Genomic DNA, 15685 nt, shown 5'->3' on the forward strand with positions numbered 1-15685 from the left:
TTGCTCAGCCCTCGACCTTCAGGCCGCGCTTCTTCAGCTCGGCGACGGTCGCGTCGTGGCCGGCCTTCACCGCGTCGGCGATCGTGGTGCCACCGTGGGTGACCTTGCCGAACTGGTCCTTGATGATGCTGTTGGTGGTGCCGGTGCTCGGCCCCCACGACCAGTCCGCCCTGATCGACGTACCGGCGTCCTCGAAGACCTGGTAGATGTCCTGGCCGCCGTAGTACTTCGCGTCGAACGCCTTCTTGGCCGTCGGGCGCAGCTCGGAAGCGGCCGGGAAGGCACTCGAAGTGCCGGACGCGATCCGGGCCTTGATGCCCGCCTCCGTCGTCGTCATCCACTTCGCGAACTCGACCGCCGCAGCCGCCTTCTTGCTGCCCTTGGTCACCGCGAACGTCGACCCGCCGAGCATTCCGCTGGCCGCCTTCCCGTCCCAGGTCGGCATCGGCGCCACCGCCCACTTGCCGCTCTGCTCCGGGAGCGTCCCCTTGAGGACGCCCGCGCCCCAGGCCGCACCGAGGTAGCCGACGGTGCCGCCGCTCTTGAGGGAGTTGGTCCACTCCGGGCTGAAGGACGCGTTGTTGCGGATCAGGTCGCCGTCGAGGAGCTTCTGCCAGTACGCGGAGACCTTGGCGGTCGCCGGGTCGGTGGTGTTCACCTTCCAGGTGTCGCCCTCGGCCTTGAACCACCGGGCGCCCGCCTGCCAGGCCATCGCCTGGAACGTCGTCGGGTCGTCCGGGAAGAACGTGCCGATCCGCGCCTTCGCGTCGGCCTTCTTGACCTTCTCGGCCGCGGCCTCGAACTCGTCCCAGGTCTTGGGTACTTCGACGCCGTACTTGGCGAACAGGTCCTTGCGGTAGAAGAAGGCCTGCGGTGCGGCGTCGAAGGGCACCGCCCAGTTCTTGCCGCCGAGCGTCGTCAGCTCGACCGCCTGCGGCAGGAACTTCGTCCTCACGTCGTCGCCGAGCAGGGAGCCGATGTCCTGCACCGAACCCTGGCTGACGAACTCCGGCAGCATCGGGTACTCGATGGACACCAGGTCGGGGGCGTTGTCCGCCTTCACCGCGTTGGAGATCTTCGCGTAGCCGCCCGCGTTGCCGGACGGGATCTCCTCGAACTTCACCTTGATGTTCGTGTGCGAGGCGTTGAAGGCGTCGACGACTTCCTTGGTGCCCTTCGCCCAGCCCCAGAAGGTGATGTCGACGGGCTTGCCGTCGGCCCCCGGGGCGGCGGAACCGCCGTCACCGCTGCCGCCGCAGGCCGTGAGGACGGCGAGGGCGGTGGCGGCGCCGGCCATGACGAGTGGTGTTCGCTTCCAAGTGCTCCAACTGCGGCTCACGGCAAGGCTCCTGTGGGAAGGCGGCGACATTGGCGTTGGCCGCGATCCTTGGACCAGCCTTGAACGAAGTCAAGAGCGAACGATCGAATGATCGAAAATAGATCAGACGGATGTGGTCCGGGAGCCTGCCGGGGCCTGTGACGCGGCCCCGCACGAGGCCCGCACCCGCAGGCTCGGCAGCAGCGCCAGGTGCCGCCGCGGAGACTCCTGCGGGTCCTCGCCCCCGCCCGCCGGCCCGCCCAGCCTCTCCACCAGCAACTCCGCCGCGAGCCTTCCCACTTCGCGCTTCGGCGGGGCCACCGCCGTCAGCGGTGTGTCCGCCAGTGCGGCCACCTCGTCGTCGTACGCGATGACCGCCAGATCGTCCGGCACCCGCACGCCCAGCTCCGCCAGTCGCTGCACGATCTGGATCGCGTTCACGTCGTTGTGCACCAGCGCCGCCGTCGCCCCTGCCGCGACCGCCGCACGCAGATCCCGTACCGCCGTCTCGAACCCCTCCGGATCCAGGTCCGCCGGTACGGAGTCGATCGCCGTCCGCGGCGCGGCCAGCCCCAGCGAGGCGAGCGCCGCCGCGTATCCGGTGCGCACCGACAGCGCGGTGGGGCTGTCCGCCCGTGCCACCAGCACCGGCGCCCCGTGCCCGAGCCCCACCAGGTGCCGCACCGCGAGCAGCGCCCCGTACCGGTGGTCCGAGCACACCCGGTCGAGGCCGTCCGGCGCCGACCCCGGCTCGGGCTGCCGCTCCAGCAGCACGGCCGGTACGGGCAGTCGGGCGATCCATCCGCCGTGCACCGCCGGATCGTCGGGGCGCCGCCACCCGGGCGCCACCAGCAGCCCCTGCGCGCCCGCCGCGAGGAGCCCCTCCACCCGGGCATGGTCCTCCTCGGGGCGGTAGTCGGAGATCCGCAGGATCAGCCGCGCCCCGGCCCGCGCCGCCGCCTCGTGCGCACCCCGGATGACCTCGGCGAAGTAGTACGTCGCTGAGGGTGCGAGCAGCCCGAGCACCAGGTCGCCCGACCGCTGCCCCGAGGCCTCCGGCCCCTGCTCCCCGGGCCACGACACCGAGCCGTGCACCCGGTCCAGCAGCCCCTTCGCGGCCAGCGCCTCGGCGTCCCGCCGGGCGGTGACGGGGGAGACCCCCAGCAGCCCGGCCAGGTCGGAGACCCGTGCGGTGCCGTGCCGGCGCACCAGCTCCAGCAGTCGGTCATGACGTTCGGCGGCACTCTCGCGCACGGTCGCATCCCCCTAGGCGGTGTGGTGGCTCGGTCCGACCCTAGACCAGCAATCCTGATCGAACGACAGAAGTTTCGATCATTCGACCGCGATCCATTGACCTTCGATCAGCGGAAGTTGATGATTCCGGGCGACGCCGCCGCATCCCAGACCGCCGCACCCGAGACCGCCGCCTCCCAGACCGCCGCACCCGACGCCGCCGCACCCGTTCCGCCGCCATACCCGTACCGCCGCCTCCAGGGGGAGCATCATGCCCACGCCACCCGAGAACCGTGAGCCGCCGCCCGAGAACCGTGAGCTCAGCCCGTACACCGGATGGACCCGCGCCCACTGGGAGCACACGGCCGACGCACTCCTCCTCGCCGTGCGCCCGTACGCCACCCCCCGACACGGCCTGATCCACCTCCCCGGCCCCCGCCCCAGCGTCTCGGGACCCCGCTCCGACGGCCTCGAAGGGTACGCCCGTACGTTCCTCCTCGCGGCTCTCCGTGTCGCCGGAGCCCACGGCGACGACCCCCACGGCCACCTTCCCAGGTACGCCGAAGGGCTCGCCGCGGGCACCCGACACCCCACGTCCAGCGCCGATGTGAGTGTGAGCGACCCCGAGTCCTGGCCCCGTCAGGCCGACGTCCGCCAGGCCGTCGTCGAGTCCGCCTCCGTCGCCCTGTCGCTCCGCCTCACCCGCCCCTGGCTCTGGGACACCCTCGACGACGCCACGCAGCAGCGCGCCGTCGACTGGATGCTCCCCGCCCTCGGCCCGTCCCCCGTGGACAACAACTGGTGGCTCTTCGGTCTCACCGTCGCCGGATTCCTCCAGGACGCCGGCATCGAGACCGACCGCGCCCGCGCCACCATCGACACCGCCCTCGCCCGCATCGAGGACTGGCACCTGGGCGACGGCTGGTACAGCGACGGCTCCAACCGCGCCTTCGACCACTACAACGCCTGGGCCCTGCACTTCTATCCCGTACTGCACGCCCACCTCGCGGCCGACAAGGACCTCCTCGACGTCTACGGGCCGAGGCTGTACGCCCAACTCGGCGACGCCACCCGCCTGTTCGACGCCAACGGCGCCCCCATGCCGTACGGCCGCTCGCTCACCTACCGCTTCGCCGCGACCGCCGCCCCCTGGCTCGGCGCCCTCACCGGCCACACCCCGCTCGGCCCCGGCGCCACCCGCCGCCTCGCCTCCGGCACCCTGCGCCACTTCATGGACCGGGGCGCGACGGACGACGAAGGCCTGCTCACCCTCGGCTGGTACGGCCCCTACCCGCCCATGATCCAGACGTACTCGGGGCCCGGCTCCCCCTACTGGGCCTCCAAGGGCTTCCTCGGCCTGCTCCTTCCCGCAGACCACCCCGCCTGGACGGCGACCGAGGAGCCCCTCCCCGCCGAGACCGCCGACGCGGTCACCGTCGCCGCCCCACCGAACCTCCTCGTGCAGTCCACCGCGGCCGACGGCCTGGTCCGCCTGCACAACCACGGCAGCAACCACGTCGGCCCCGAAGACAGTCCCGGCTACGCGCGCTTCGCCTACTCGACCCGCACCGGCCCGGCCCACGAGAGGGCCGACAACCACTTCTCCCTGCTCGTCGACGGTGTGCAGACCAGCCGCGGCCCCGCCGAACCCCTCGCCCACGGGCCGGGCTGGGCGTCCTCCGCGCACACTCCCGCCCCCGGCATCCGCGTCGTCTCGGCCACCGCCGTCCACGGCCGCGCCGAGGTCCGCGCACACCTGGTCGTCGGCGCCCCGCCGGGCACCCCGGTCCGCCAGACCGGCTGGGCCGTCACCCCGGACGGGCCGACCGCCCAGCTCCACCCCGTCCACGGCTACCAGGACGAGAGCGCGACCCAACTCCACGTCGGCCCCACCCAGTTCGGCCCGTCCGCCCACGCCGCCGCACTCCACGGACGTACCGGCGAAGGGACTGCCGGAGCCGGAGGGCCCGGCGAAGGACGTACCGGAGTCGGAGGTCCCGGCACCGGCCCGAACACCCTCTTCGTCGCCCTCGCCTCCCTCACCGCCGAGCCCGGCCCGGCCCCCGCCGCGTCCCTCGCAGACGTCCAGGTCCACGGCACCGAAATCCGCGTGACCTGGCAGAACGGCAGCACTGTCCTGCTCCGCCTCGACCCGGAGGTACCGCACCGTGAGACACCGAACCCACGCCCGTAAGGCCCGTAGGACCATGACTCCGGCCGCCGTCGCGACCACCTCGGCCGCCGTCCTCGCCGTACTCCTCCCTTCCCCGGCCCAGGCCGCCCCGGCCCCGGCCCCCGCTCCTTCCTCCGGACAGACCCACTACGTCGACTGCTCCGCCACCACACCCGGAACCGGGTCCCGCTCCCGCCCCTGGACCACCCTCGCCGAAGCCAACGCCCACACCTTCGGCCCCGGCGACCGCTTGCTCTTCCAACGCGGTGCGACCTGCCAGGGTTCCCTCCAACCGAAGGGATCCGGTGCGGCCGGACGCCCCTTCACCATCTCCGACTACGGCCGCACCTCGGCGGGCCGCGCCAAGCTCGACGGCGCGGGCGCCCATGACGTCGTACTCCTCGCCAACACCCAGCACATCAGGCTCACCAACCTGGAGATCACCAACTCCGCGAACCCGGGAAGCGAGCGCAACGGCGTCCGCCTGCGCCTCACCGACCACGGCACCGCCCGGAGCTTCGAACTCGCAGGCCTCCACCTCCACGACATCCGTGGCGGCGACTTCAAGACCCTCAGCGGATCCAGTGCGATCCACATCGCGGTCGAGGGCAGGACGAAGGCCAGCAAGTACGACGGCCTGAACATCCACCACAACCTCATAGAGGACGTCGACCGCGAAGGCATCTACTTCAAGTCGACGTACTCCAAGCGCGACCTGGTCGGCAACCAGCAGGACCCCCACGTCTACCCCGGCGAATGGACGCCCTCCACCGGCGTCCGCATCCACCACAACACCCTCAAGTCCCTTGCGGGCGACGGCATCAAGCTCGACACGACCACCGGGGCCGTCGTCGAACGCAACCTCATAGCGGGCTTCCAGCTCCGCTCGCCCTCCGCCAACGCGGGCATCTGGACCTTCAACACCGACGACACGCTCGTCCAGCACAACGACGTCTCCGGCGGCGGCAACACCCACGACGGGATGTCCTTCGACGCCGACGGCGCCTCGAAGGGGACGGTCTTCCAGTACAACTACAGCCACGACAACGTCGGCGGCTTCCTGCTGATCTGCCCGTACAGCGGCGCCAAGACCGTCGACACGGTGGTCCGCTACAACGTCAGCCGCAACGACGGCGCCCGACTCGTCCAGAACTGCTGGGGCCCCATCCTCAACACCCAGATCTACAACAACAGTTTCTACAACAGGGAGAAGATCCCGGCCCGCCTCATGGAGGACAGCGCCGCCGCCTCCACCCAGCACGAACTCACCCTCCGCAACAACCTCTTCGTGAGCGAGGGCACCGGCGGCTACGCGTACGACGTGAAGATCCCCGCCATCACCTTCGACCACAACGCCTTCCACGGCGTCCCCACCACGGTCCCCAACCCCGGCGGCATCACCGCGAACCCCCTGCTGCGCCCCGACTTCCGTCTCGCCCCGGGCTCGCCCGCCCTCGCCGCCGGAGTCGAGATCCCCGACAACGGCGGCAAGGACTACTTCGGAAACCGCCTGGAGCCCGGCACGGCCCCGAACATCGGCGCGTACGCGGGAAGCGGCACCCGCTAGAGCAACACCCCTACTGAGGACCGTACTTGCGGCCTGTTCGGGAAGAGAGTCCGCCGAGCAGGCCGCGCGGCGCCACCTTCACCACACCCATCAGCGCCTTGTAGCGCGGGTCCGGGATCGACAGCGACTTCCCGCGCGCCAGGTCCTTCAGCGCCTCCGCCACCAGTTTGTCCGCGTCCAGCCACATCCACGACGGGATGTTGTCCGTCCCCATCCCGGCCCGCTCGTGGAACTCCGTCCGTACGAATCCGGGGCACAGCGCCATCAGCCGCACCCCGCTCCCGCCGAGGTCCTTCGCCGCGCCCTGGGTGAACTGCACCACCCACGCCTTGCTCGCCCCGTACGTGCCGCGCGGCACGAAAGCAGCGACCGAGGCGACATTGACGACCCCGCCCCGCCGCCGCTCCTTCATGCCCTTCACCGCCGCCGACGTCAGCCGCAGCACCGCCTCGCAGTGCACCTTGAGCATGGTCAGCTCGTCTTCCATCGGCACTTCGAGGAACTCGCCCTTGTTGCCGAACCCGGCGTTGTTGACCAGCAGGTCCACCGGGTGCGTACGGTCCGCGAGCCGCGCCTCGACGGCCGCGATGCCGTCGTCCGTGGACAGGTCGGCGGTCAGTACCTCCGCCTCCACGCCGTGCTTGTCGTGCAGCTCCGTCGCCTGCTCGTGGAGGCGCTCGGTGCTCCGTGCCACCAGCACCAGGTTGTGTCCGTCGGAGGCCAGGCGCCGTGCGAAGGCGGAACCGATGCCCGCGGTCGCTCCCGTGATCAGTGCAGTCGTCATGCGCTCCACGTTAGTGCCCTGCATGATCCCCGCCCGCCGGACGCCCGGCCTGCTGCCCCTTCTCCACGACCACGAACTGCCCCATCATCCCGGTGTCCTCGTGGTACAGCAGATGACAGTGGTACATGTACGGGGTGTCGGGATCGGCAGGACCGTCGAACCGCATCGCCAGCTCCACCGTGGTGCCGCCCGGCACGAACACCGTGTCCTTCGCCCCGCGCAGCGCTCCCGTGGGCGGTTTCCCGTCCACCTCCACCACCCTGAACTGCACGTCGTGCACATGGAAGTTGTGCGGCACGCCGTCCTCGTTCCGTACGGTCCACGTCTCGGTCGTGCCCCGCGTCACGGTCTCGTCGACCCGCCCCATGTCCATCTTCTTGCCGTTGATCCCCGACATCCGCAGCCCGAAGAACCGCCCCCGCACGGACTCCTTCCCCTGCGGGACCTCCAACTTGCCGAGTACACCGGGAAGTTTCGGCGACTTCCTCAAAGAGGCGGCGGCCCGCAGCTCCAGCACGTCGAACGAGTCGTCCCCGCCCCCGAACCGCTGCGCGAACCCGTCCGCGTAATTGCTCTGCGGGAAGCTGCGCAGCACGGTCTTCTCACCCGCCCGCATCCGCACCACGACCTCGGCCCGCTCTCCCGGCGACAGCTGTACCCGCTTCATCGCCTCGGGCTTCTCCAGCAGGCCGCCGTCGGTCCCGATCAGCGCGAAGTCGCGGTCGTCCGCGAACCCGAAGTCGTAGATCCGCGCCGTCGACGCGTTCAGCAGCCGCAGCCGTACGAGCTCGTCGCCGACCGTCCGGTACGGGTCGAGCGTCCCGTTGACCATGGTCCGCTCGCCCAGGAAGCCGGTGTTCTGCAGGAACAGCTTCCCGTGGTCGAACTCCGCCCCGTCGAAGGTCACGTCCTGCACCGCCACCGGCACGTCGTCCACCCCGTACCGCTTCGGCAGCTTCAGCGCGGACGCGCGCGCGTCATCGACGAGGAACATCCCCGCCAGTCCCCGCTGCACGTGCTCCTCGGTCTTCCCGTGCGGGTGCGGGTGGTACCAGAGCGTCGCGGCCGGCTGGTCGACCGTCCACTGCGGGGTCCACGTCTTGCCCGGTGCCACCTCTTGATGCGGGCCGCCGTCCATCTTCGCGGGCACGTGCATGCCGTGCCAGTGCACGCTCGACGCCTCGTCCAGTGCGTTGCCGACCCTGACCTTCACCTTCTCGCCGCGCGCGGCCCGCAGCGTGGGCCCGAAGTACGACCCGTTGAAACCCCAGGTCGGCGTCTTGGTCCCCTTCTCGAACTCCGTCGCACCCGACTGCATCCGCAGGTCGAACACCCGGGTGCCGTCCTTCTCGACGACCGACTTCGCGAGCGGCGGCACCTTGAGCTCGTTGCGGAACTCCACCTTTCCCACCGTGCTCACCTCGGCCCCCGTCCACCACCAGGCGAACAGGCCGCCGACAGCGGCCAGGAGCACGGCTGCGACCGAGCCGACAACGACGAGGACACGCTTCCACCGGGACATGCTCCGACCCTCGCCCCGGCGCCCCGCCCGGACATCGGGGGCGGCCCCGCAGTCGCCCCCGATCCCAAAACCCGCCCCTCCTAGGGGACTTCACCCACCGCCTACGCGCCGCCGCCGTGCTTCGCCAGGTAGGCGAGGGCCTTCTCCCGCGTGTACGGCGACAGCACGTCCCCGGCCTCCAGGAGCCGCGGCAGCAGCGACCGCTCCAGCGTGTACGCCTTGAAGTGCATCGCCACCGTCACGTCGTGCGCGGGCCGGTGCACGATCTCGATCGCGTCCCCGGCCCGTACGGCGCCGGGCTCCACCACTTTGAGATACGAGCCCGGAACGGCAGCCTCCGTGAAGCGCTTCACCCACTTCTCCTCGTTCAGCGCGCCCGCGAACGTACGGCACGGGATGCGCGAGGCGGTCACCTCAAGGACCAGGTCCGCCCCGACCCGCCACCGTTCGCCGAGCCGCGCGCCGTTCACGTCCACGCCCACGGTGGTGAAGTTCTCGCCGAACTCCCCGCCGCGCAGCGGACGTCCGAGATCGGCCTCCCACCGGTCCAGGTCCTCGCGCGCGTACGCGTAGACGGCCTGCCGCGTCCCCCCGTGGTGCCGCAGGTCGCACACGTCGTCACCGACGAGCCCGCTGCCGCCGGTCCCGCCGGGGCCCGGCTCCCGCACCTCCACCGGTCCTTCCACAGGCCGCTTGCCGATGCCGGTCAGCCCTTCCGCCTGATCGGTGTGCTCGCTGGCCGTGGCCCGCCCGATGTTCACACTCAGTAGTTCCATGCCCAGAACGCTAACCGAGCCCCACTCAAAGCCGTGTCCAATAATTGGCTCCCCACCCCAAGTAAGTCTTATACTCACCCCATGATCGAAGCCCGCCACCTCCGCGTCCTGCGCGCAGTCGCCTCCACCGGGTCCTTCTCCGCCGCCGCCCGCGAGCTCGGCTGTACGCAGCCGGCCGTCAGCCAGCAGATGAAGGCCCTGGAGCAGTCGGCGGGCACCCCGCTCCTGATCCGCGCCGCCCGCGAAATGCGCCTCACCCAGGCCGGTGAGGCCCTCGTCCGGCACGCGTCGGGCATCCTCGCCGGACTCACCGCCGCCGAGGAGGAGGTCGCCGCCATCGCGGGCCTGCGCGCAGGCCGGGTCCGCCTCGTCTCCTTCCCCTCCGGCAGTTCCACCCTGGTCCCCACCGCGCTCGCCGCCCTGCGCGCCGCCCACCCCGGCACCCGGGTCTCCCTCGTGGACGCCGAGCCCCCGCGCTCGGTGGAGATGCTCCGCGAGGGCGACTGCGACGTGGCCCTCGCCTTCCGCTACGGCCCCGGCGGAGCCACCGAGGACTGGACCGACCTGGTCGTACGCCCCCTGCTCACCGACCGCCTCGTCGGTCTCGTCCCCGAAGGGCACCGGCTCGCCGAGGCCGGGACGGTGGGCATCGTCGAACTCGCCGAGGAGCCCTGGATCGCGGGCTGCCCGCGCTGCCGCCGCCAACTGGTCGAAGTCTGCGAGAGCGCGGGCTTCGTGCCGCGTATCGATTTCGCCACCGACGACTACCCGGCCGTCATCGGCCTGGTCGGCGCCGGACTCGGCGTCGCCGTCCTGCCCGAGCTCGCCATGGAGTCCGTACGCCCCATGGGCGCGCGCACCGTGGTCGTGGAACCGGCCGTGCAGCGCGAGATCGTCGCGCTCACCCTGCCGGACCTGGCGCAGGTGCCGGCCGTGGCCGCCACCCTCGACCAGCTGGCTCTGGCCGCCGCCCGCTGAGCGGCTGCCCGCCGCACGGGTGGACCGGGCGGGTGACTCCTGTGCAGAAACGTTCCTTCTGTGGTGGGTCCACGGACTACTTCACGAGGGTGACGCGGCGCGAGTGCTCCACTCCGCCGCCCTTCACCGGAGCCTGCTTCTTCGCTGCCGCGGCGGCGCCCGCCGGGACCAGGCGGTGCCTGGCCCGGCCCATCAGCTCCTCGCGCTCGTCCTCGGTGAGGCCTCCCCAGACCCCGTAGGGCTCGCGGACCTGGAGTGCGTGCGCCGCGCACTGTGCGCGCACCGGGCAGCGCATGCAGACCTCCTTCGCCGAGTTCTCACGTGCGCTCCGCGCGGCCCCGCGCTCGCCCTCCGGGTGGAAGAACAGCGAGCTGTCGACACCACGGCACGCGGCGAGGAGCTGCCAGTCCCACAGGTCGGCGTTGGGTCCGGGAAGGCGGGAGAAATCTGCCATTGGTTGTCCCCTTGCGTCTGTGCTGAGGCGGAACGATGACCGAGATCATCACATCTTCTGACATCTACGGTGTGAGTAGATGTAAATATGACTCATTGCGAATCTAGCCATAGACACCAGCAAAAGGGAAGAAAACCGACTAAATGGGGCACTAGGTCTTCGAGGGGCCGATTCCGAGGCCGTAACTCTTTCGAGTGACCGTCGTTGAGTTGGCTGAGGCGGTTGAAGGAAAGGGCGATCGGGCAGATGTCCGAGAGCGTCAACCGCACAGGTGACGACTTGTATTCAGCCTGGAGGCCCAAGGTGACGCGCATCAGCTGTGCGAGTGGCGGAGGTCGGTCATGACATCCGTCCTCGTCTGCGACGACTCCCCGCTTGCCCGAGAGGCGCTTCGCCGCGCGGTCGCGACCGTGCCCGGTGTCGAGCGCGTGACGACGGCCGCCAATGGCGAGGAAGTCCTCCGCCGCTGGGGCGCCGACCGTTCGGACCTGATTCTGATGGACGTACGGATGCCCGGCCTGGGTGGCGTCGAGACCGTCCGCCGACTGCTGTCCGCCGATCCCGGCGCCCGGATCATCATGCTCACGGTCGCGGAGGACCTCGACGGGGTCGCGCTCGCGGTCGCCGCAGGAGCCCGCGGGTACCTGCACAAGGACGCGTCCCGCGCCGAGCTGCGCGCGACCGTCACGCAGGCGCTCGCCGACCCGACCTGGCGGCTGGCTCCGCGTCGGCTGCGGTCCGCCGAGATGGGCGCCGCTCCGACGCTCACCGCGCGCGAGATCCAGGTCCTCGAAGGGATGAGCCACGGCCGGTCCAACGCCGAGATCGGCCGCGAGCTCTTCCTCTCCGAGGACACGGTCAAGACGCACGCCCGCCGGCTCTTCAAGAAACTCGGCGCCTCGGACCGTGCACACGCGGTGGCGCTCGGGTTCCGCTGGGGCCTGGTCCGGTAGGACCCGTTCGCCGGGCGGGCCATGGGTCTGCCCGGGGTCCGGACCTGCCGGTTCGTGTGCGTGAGATGGTCCCCCGCCTGCCCTGCGCGGGCGGGGCGCAGGACGCCCGATCCCGGTTCGGCGGCCGATGCCGCATCCTTGAGGGATGGGGTTCCTCGGGAACGGGTCGGTCGAGCGGAAGGGGAGGGCGCGGGAGATGAGTCCTGGCGTACCTGCTCATAACGCTTCAGTGCACAACTACGGACGCGGTGGCGCGGAAGCCGCCACGTCAAGGCACCATGGACCGATGCGTGACGAAGAGGCGGTCGCGGCCCAGGGGGCCATCGGTGCCCTGGTGCACCTGGCTGTCGAGGGCGACGAGCAGGCCACGCACGACCTCCTCGCGCACGTCCACCCGCTCGCGCTGCGGTACTGCCGCGCGCGGCTCTCCCGGCTGCCGGGCGACGCCCGGCACTTCGTGGAGGACCTGGCGCAGGAAGTGTGTGTCGCGGTGCTGATGGCGCTGCCGCGCTACCGGGACACCGGGCGGCCCTTCGAGGCCTTCGTCTTCGCCATCGCCGCGCACAAGGTCGCCGATCTGCAGCGGGCGGCCATGCGCCACCCCGGATCGACCGCCGTGCCCTCCGACGAGATGCCGGAGCGGCCCGACGACTCCCTCGGCCCCGAGGAGCGGGCGCTGCTCAGCAGCGACGCCGCCTGGGCCAAGAAGCTGCTCGCCAATCTCCCCGAGCACCAGCGCGAACTGCTGGTGCTGCGGGTCGCGGTCGGACTGACCGCGGAGGAAACGGGCCAGAAGCTCGGAATGTCCCCGGGGGCCGTGCGTGTTGCACAGCACAGGGCGCTGAGCCGGCTCCGCGCCCTCGCCGGGCAGTAGACCCGTCGCCGCCTGCTCCGCCCGTGCCACGCCGCGTACCGCATCGCCGTACGGCCGCGCAGGAGAAACGTACAAACTCGGCCGCTTGTCATGATCGTGGAATCTGACACCCCTGGTTCCCGTTAGCATGGACATCCGCGCCGAGCAAGACCATTTGGGAAGGTGTCATGACTGCCAACGTCGATGGAGTGCCGGAGAAATTCGCGATGCTCGGGCTGACCTACGACGACGTGCTGCTGCTTCCCGGCGCGTCCGACATGGCCCCCGACCAGATCGACACCTCCTCCCTCATCTCGCGGAACGTACGGGTGAACATCCCCCTGCTGTCCGCCGCGATGGACAAGGTCACCGAGGCCCGGATGGCCATCGCGATGGCCCGCCAGGGCGGTGTCGGCGTCCTGCACCGCAATCTCTCCATCGCCGACCAGGCCAACCAGGTCGACCTGGTCAAGCGCTCCGAGTCGGGCATGGTCACCGACCCGATCACCGTGCACCCGGACGCCACGCTCGCCGAGGCGGACACGCTGTGCGCGAAGTTCCGCATCAGCGGCGTGCCGGTCACCGACCCGGCGGGCAAGCTGCTCGGCATCGTCACCAACCGCGACATGGCCTTCGAGACCGACCGCAGCCGTCAGGTGCGCGAGGTCATGACGCCGATGCCGCTGGTCACCGGCAAGGTCGGCATTTCGAGCGTGGACGCGGTGCAGCTGCTGCGCCGCCACAAGATCGAGAAGCTGCCGCTGGTCGACGACGCGGGCATCCTCAAGGGCCTCATCACGGTCAAGGACTTCGTCAAGGCCGAGAAGTACCCGAATGCGGCGAAGGACGCCGAGGGCAGGCTGCTCGTCGGTGCCGCCGTCGGCGTCGCAGGTGACGCGTTCGAGCGCGCCCAGGCGCTGGCCGAGGCCGGTGTCGACTTCATCGTCGTCGACACCGCGCACGGCCACTCCCGTCTGGTCGGCGACATGGTCTCCAAGATCAAGTCGAACACCTCGGGCGTCGACGTCATCGGCGGCAACATCGCCACCCGCGACGGCGCGCAGGCGCTCATCGACGCCGGTGTCGACGGCATCAAGGTCGGTGTCGGTCCCGGCTCCATCTGTACGACCCGTGTCGTCGCCGGTATCGGCGTCCCGCAGGTCACCGCCATCTACGAGGCGTCGCTCGCGGCGAAGGCGGCCGGGGTTCCGGTCATCGGCGACGGCGGCCTGCAGTACTCCGGCGACATCGCGAAGGCGCTCGTCGCCGGCGCGGACACGGTGATGCTCGGCTCGCTGCTCGCGGGCTGCGAGGAGTCGCCGGGCGAGCTGCTCTTCATCAACGGCAAGCAGTTCAAGTCGTACCGCGGCATGGGCTCGCTGGGCGCCATGCAGACCCGCGGCGAGAACAAGTCGTACTCCAAGGACCGGTACTTCCAGGAGGGCGTGCGCACCGACGACAAGCTCGTGCCCGAGGGCATCGAGGGCCAGGTGCCCTACCGGGGCCCGGTCTCGGCGGTCGTGCACCAGCTGGTCGGCGGCCTGCGCCAGTCGATGTTCTACGTCGGCGGGCGTACGGTGCCCGAGCTCCAGGACAACGGCCGCTTCGTCCGGATCACGTCCGCGGGCCTCAAGGAGAGCCACCCGCACGACATCCAGATGACGGTCGAGGCACCGAACTACAGCCGCAAGTAACCGCTGCGTGCGCTTGGGGGCGGTCCCGGATCACCGGGGCCGCCCCTCGCGTGCGTGTCGGGGATACTGGAACGGCAGACCAAGAGGGAAAGGCCACACAACGTGACTGAGATCGAGATCGGGCGCGGCAAGCGCGGCCGCAGGGCGTACGCGTTCGACGACATCGCCATCGTGCCGAGCCGGCGTACGCGGGACCCGAAGGAGGTCTCGATCGCCTGGCAGATCGACGCCTACCGCTTCGAGCTGCCGTTCCTGGCCGCTCCGATGGACTCGGTCGTCTCGCCGCAGACCGCCATCCGCATCGGCGAGATGGGCGGCCTCGGCGTCCTGAACCTCGAAGGCCTCTGGACGCGGTACGAGGACCCGGAGCCGCTGCTGGCCGAGATCCGCGAGCTGAACGACGAGGGCGCCGCCACCCGCCGCCTCCAGGAGATCTACTCCGAGCCCATCAAGGCGGAGCTGATCGGGCAGCGCATCAAGGAGGTGCGCGACTCGGGCGTGGTCACCGCCGCCGCACTGTCTCCGCAGCGTACGGCCGAATTCTCCAAGGCCGTCGTGGACGCCGGTGTCGACATCTTCGTGATCCGCGGCACCACCGTCTCGGCCGAGCACGTCTCCGGTGCCGCCGAGCCGCTGAACCTCAAGCAGTTCATCTACGAGCTGGACGTCCCGGTCATCGTGGGCGGCTGCGCCACCTACACCGCCGCGCTGCACCTGATGCGTACCGGCGCCGCCGGTGTGCTCGTGGGCTTCGGCGGCGGCGCCGCGCACACGACCCGTAACGTGCTGGGCATCCAGGTGCCGATGGCGACCGCGGTGGCCGACGTGGCCGCCGCGCGCCGCGACTACATGGACGAGTCCGGCGGCCGGTACGTGCACGTCATCGCCGACGGCGGTGTCGGCTGGTCCGGCGACATCCCGAAGGCCGTCGCCTGCGGCGCGGACGCCGTGATGATGGGCTCCCCGCTGGCCCGTGCCACCGACGCGCCCGGCCAGGGCCACCACTGGGGCATGGAGGCCGTCCACGAGGACGTGCCGCGCGGCAAGCGCATGAACCTGGGCGTGGTCGGCACCACCGAGGAGATCCTGACCGGTCCCTCGCACGTGCCGGACGGCTCGATGAACATGTTCGGCGCGCTGCGCCGCTCGATGGCCACGACGGGCTACAGCGAGCTCAAGGAGTTCCAGCGCGTCGAGGTGACGGTGGCGGACTCGCAGCACCGCCGCTGATCGTCTGTCCCGTACGTACGTGAGTGGCCCGGCACCTCTATGAGGTGGCGGGGCCCTGGTGCGTGGTGGTGGGCGGGGTGGGCGCCGTCCTGCGGGGGCAGGCGGGCGTCGTGGGCCCGGCGGCGGGGCCGCCGGCACCGCGGGCGCAAG

The 15685-nt window shown here is 70.8% G+C and carries 13 protein-coding genes; 7 read left to right on the plus strand and 6 right to left on the minus strand.

Annotation, left to right across the window (positions count from 1 at the left end; genetic code table 11):
* Positions 1–4 precede the first annotated feature (4 nt).
* Entirely contained in the window at positions 5–1339 is a 1335-nt protein-coding gene (locus ACWGIG_RS10620) for an ABC transporter substrate-binding protein (RefSeq protein ID WP_453321163.1), read from the minus strand.
* Positions 1340–1441: 102 nt separating this feature from the next.
* Positions 1442–2572 (minus strand): substrate-binding domain-containing protein, encoded by a 1131-nt coding sequence (locus tag ACWGIG_RS10625; protein ID WP_453321164.1) that lies wholly within the window; start codon positions 2570–2572, stop codon positions 1442–1444.
* Between the two features lie 250 nt (positions 2573–2822).
* Between ACWGIG_RS10625 and ACWGIG_RS10630 the strand changes: the two genes are divergently transcribed.
* Together ACWGIG_RS10630 and ACWGIG_RS10635 are read left to right on the plus strand one after the other, a co-directional pair.
* Entirely contained in the window at positions 2823–4745 is a 1923-nt protein-coding gene (locus ACWGIG_RS10630) for a DUF2264 domain-containing protein (protein ID WP_453321165.1), read from the plus strand.
* Positions 4720–6291 (plus strand): right-handed parallel beta-helix repeat-containing protein, encoded by a 1572-nt coding sequence (locus ACWGIG_RS10635; protein WP_453321166.1) that lies wholly within the window; start codon positions 4720–4722, stop codon positions 6289–6291. Before ACWGIG_RS10630 ends, ACWGIG_RS10635 begins: the two co-directional genes overlap by 26 nt.
* A gap of 10 nt (positions 6292–6301) precedes the next feature.
* On the opposite strand, the gene ACWGIG_RS10640 is transcribed toward ACWGIG_RS10635, so the two are convergent.
* The 3 genes from ACWGIG_RS10640 to ACWGIG_RS10650 all read right to left on the minus strand — a co-directional run bounded on the left by ACWGIG_RS10640 (position 6302) and on the right by ACWGIG_RS10650 (position 9373).
* Complete coding sequence (locus tag ACWGIG_RS10640) at positions 6302–7075, minus strand: SDR family NAD(P)-dependent oxidoreductase (protein ID WP_453321167.1); 774 nt, start codon at positions 7073–7075, stop codon at positions 6302–6304.
* Positions 7076–7085: 10 nt separating this feature from the next.
* Positions 7086–8597, minus strand: coding sequence for a multicopper oxidase family protein (locus tag ACWGIG_RS10645; RefSeq protein WP_453321168.1), 1512 nt, complete (start codon positions 8595–8597; stop codon positions 7086–7088).
* A 101-nt stretch (positions 8598–8698) separates the two neighbouring features.
* Complete coding sequence (locus ACWGIG_RS10650) at positions 8699–9373, minus strand: MOSC domain-containing protein (RefSeq protein WP_453321169.1); 675 nt, start codon at positions 9371–9373, stop codon at positions 8699–8701.
* An 81-nt stretch (positions 9374–9454) separates the two neighbouring features.
* Between ACWGIG_RS10650 and ACWGIG_RS10655 the strand changes: the two genes are divergently transcribed.
* Positions 9455–10351, plus strand: coding sequence for a LysR family transcriptional regulator (locus ACWGIG_RS10655; RefSeq protein ID WP_453321170.1), 897 nt, complete (start codon positions 9455–9457; stop codon positions 10349–10351).
* A gap of 76 nt (positions 10352–10427) precedes the next feature.
* Here ACWGIG_RS10655 and ACWGIG_RS10660 read toward each other — a convergent pair whose 3' ends face one another.
* A complete protein-coding gene (locus ACWGIG_RS10660; protein WP_453321171.1) occupies positions 10428–10805 on the minus strand; it encodes a WhiB family transcriptional regulator in 378 nt (125 codons plus the stop codon).
* 341 nt (positions 10806–11146) lie between these two features.
* Between ACWGIG_RS10660 and ACWGIG_RS10665 the strand changes: the two genes are divergently transcribed.
* The 4 genes from ACWGIG_RS10665 (at position 11147) to ACWGIG_RS10680 (ending at position 15535) form a co-directional block, all read left to right on the plus strand.
* On the plus strand, positions 11147–11758 hold the full coding sequence (locus tag ACWGIG_RS10665) for a response regulator transcription factor (protein WP_003948568.1): 612 nt from the start codon (positions 11147–11149) through the stop codon (positions 11756–11758).
* Between the two features lie 286 nt (positions 11759–12044).
* Positions 12045–12632 carry a sigma-70 family RNA polymerase sigma factor gene (locus tag ACWGIG_RS10670; RefSeq protein WP_453321172.1) on the plus strand — a complete coding sequence of 196 codons (588 nt, stop codon included), beginning with the start codon at positions 12045–12047 and terminating at the stop codon, positions 12630–12632.
* A gap of 167 nt (positions 12633–12799) precedes the next feature.
* A complete protein-coding gene (gene guaB / locus ACWGIG_RS10675) occupies positions 12800–14305 on the plus strand; it encodes an IMP dehydrogenase (protein WP_453321173.1) in 1506 nt (501 codons plus the stop codon).
* Between the two features lie 102 nt (positions 14306–14407).
* Positions 14408–15535 carry a GuaB3 family IMP dehydrogenase-related protein gene (locus ACWGIG_RS10680; RefSeq protein ID WP_398417519.1) on the plus strand — a complete coding sequence of 376 codons (1128 nt, stop codon included), beginning with the start codon at positions 14408–14410 and terminating at the stop codon, positions 15533–15535.
* The last annotated feature ends 150 nt before the right edge of the window (positions 15536–15685 follow it).

Source organism: Streptomyces sp. NPDC054863 (assembly GCF_053610825.1).

What these genes read in the sequence shown, in the direction of transcription:
- ACWGIG_RS10630 (WP_453321165.1), top strand. Translation starts at nt 2,823, where the DNA reads ATGCCCACGCCACCCGAGAACCGTGAGCCGCCGCCCGAGAACCGTGAG.
- ACWGIG_RS10640 (WP_453321167.1), bottom strand. Translation starts at nt 7,075, where the DNA reads ATGACGACTGCACTGATCACGGGAGCGACCGCGGGCATCGGTTCCGCC.
- ACWGIG_RS10645 (WP_453321168.1), bottom strand. Translation starts at nt 8,597, where the DNA reads ATGTCCCGGTGGAAGCGTGTCCTCGTCGTTGTCGGCTCGGTCGCAGCC.
- ACWGIG_RS10650 (WP_453321169.1), bottom strand. Translation starts at nt 9,373, where the DNA reads ATGGAACTACTGAGTGTGAACATCGGGCGGGCCACGGCCAGCGAGCAC.
- ACWGIG_RS10655 (WP_453321170.1), top strand. Translation starts at nt 9,455, where the DNA reads ATGATCGAAGCCCGCCACCTCCGCGTCCTGCGCGCAGTCGCCTCCACC.
- ACWGIG_RS10660 (WP_453321171.1), bottom strand. Translation starts at nt 10,805, where the DNA reads ATGGCAGATTTCTCCCGCCTTCCCGGACCCAACGCCGACCTGTGGGAC.
- ACWGIG_RS10665 (WP_003948568.1), top strand. Translation starts at nt 11,147, where the DNA reads ATGACATCCGTCCTCGTCTGCGACGACTCCCCGCTTGCCCGAGAGGCG.
- ACWGIG_RS10670 (WP_453321172.1), top strand. Translation starts at nt 12,045, where the DNA reads ATGCGTGACGAAGAGGCGGTCGCGGCCCAGGGGGCCATCGGTGCCCTG.
- guaB (WP_453321173.1), top strand. Translation starts at nt 12,800, where the DNA reads ATGACTGCCAACGTCGATGGAGTGCCGGAGAAATTCGCGATGCTCGGG.